The 969-nt window shown below is 68.7% G+C and carries 2 protein-coding genes; one reads left to right on the top strand and one right to left on the bottom strand.

Going from position 1 to position 969, the window contains the following annotated elements; genetic code table 11:
* Positions 1-733 (top strand): DUF3011 domain-containing protein (locus DBR34_RS14235; RefSeq protein WP_258223942.1); only part of this gene is annotated, 733 nt, incomplete at its 5' end.
* A gap of 10 nt (positions 734-743) precedes the next feature.
* On the opposite strand, the gene DBR34_RS14230 is transcribed toward DBR34_RS14235, so the two are convergent.
* On the bottom strand, positions 744-969 hold a 226-nt coding region (locus DBR34_RS14230; protein ID WP_146186849.1), incomplete at its 5' end, for an MliC family protein.

Here is a 969-nt window from a genome sequence, read left to right as displayed (position 1 = left end):
GTTCGACGGCCCGCTGTCGCGCCCGCCCGGGCCAGCGGTGCAACGCTTCCCTGCCACCGGAACCGCCACCATGCAGATCCGCCTGTTGCTGACCGCTCCGCTGTTGTTTGCCGCGTCGATGGCCGACGCGCGCGCCGATGACCTGGTGACCTGCGAAAGCCGCAACAACCGCTACCAGTCGTGCGACCTGCCCCGCGCCGGCTACGTCAGCCTGGAGCGCACCTTGTCCGGGGCGGACTGCCGGCAAGGCCGAAGCTGGGACTATGACCGCCGCCAGGTGTGGGTGGATGACGGCTGCCGCGCCACCTTCCGCGTACACGACGGCGGCTCCCGCGACGACGACCACGGCGACAACCACGACGCCAAGGTCGCCGCCGGCGTGCTGATCGGCGCGGCCATCCTGGGCGCGCTGGTGCACAACGCCAACAAGCAGGACGACCGCTACGACGACGACAACTACCAGGGGCCGCGCCACAGCTCCTACGTGCCGGGCTGGATGGTAGGCGAGTTCGAAGGCTACAACCCCATCTACGGTGCCGACATCCGCATGCGGATCGACAGCGATGGGCGCATGTCCGCCCAGGCACGCGGGCAGAACCTGAGCGGCTGGGTCAACGGCGGCCAGCTCAACGTGGGCGGCAGCGTGTTCGACATCAACCAGAGCCGGGACGGCTTCGTCACCACCGAAGTGGGCGATCGCCAGAACGAAGTGCGCTACCGCCGGGTGCGGTAGCGCACCGGCGTCAACCGGCGGCCTTGCAGCTCAGCGTGGTGCCGTAGAAGTCCAACGTGGCCTCGCCCTGGTGTTCCCAGAACTCCACGCCTTCGCGGGTGTAGCGGCTGCCGCTTGCGGCCTGGGCCGGGAACACGATGGCCTGGTCCTTGCCCAGGCTGACCACTGCGGCCTGCGGGTCCAGTTCGTTGTAGAACACCACGATGACCGGCTTGCTGGCGTCATCGCACTGGTAG

The organism is Stenotrophomonas sp. HMWF003 (assembly GCF_003061285.1).
GTDB lineage: Bacteria > Pseudomonadota > Gammaproteobacteria > Xanthomonadales > Xanthomonadaceae > Stenotrophomonas > Stenotrophomonas maltophilia_AP.
Note: the sequence above shows the minus strand (reverse complement) of the source record. Positions and strands in the feature narration are given on the sequence as shown.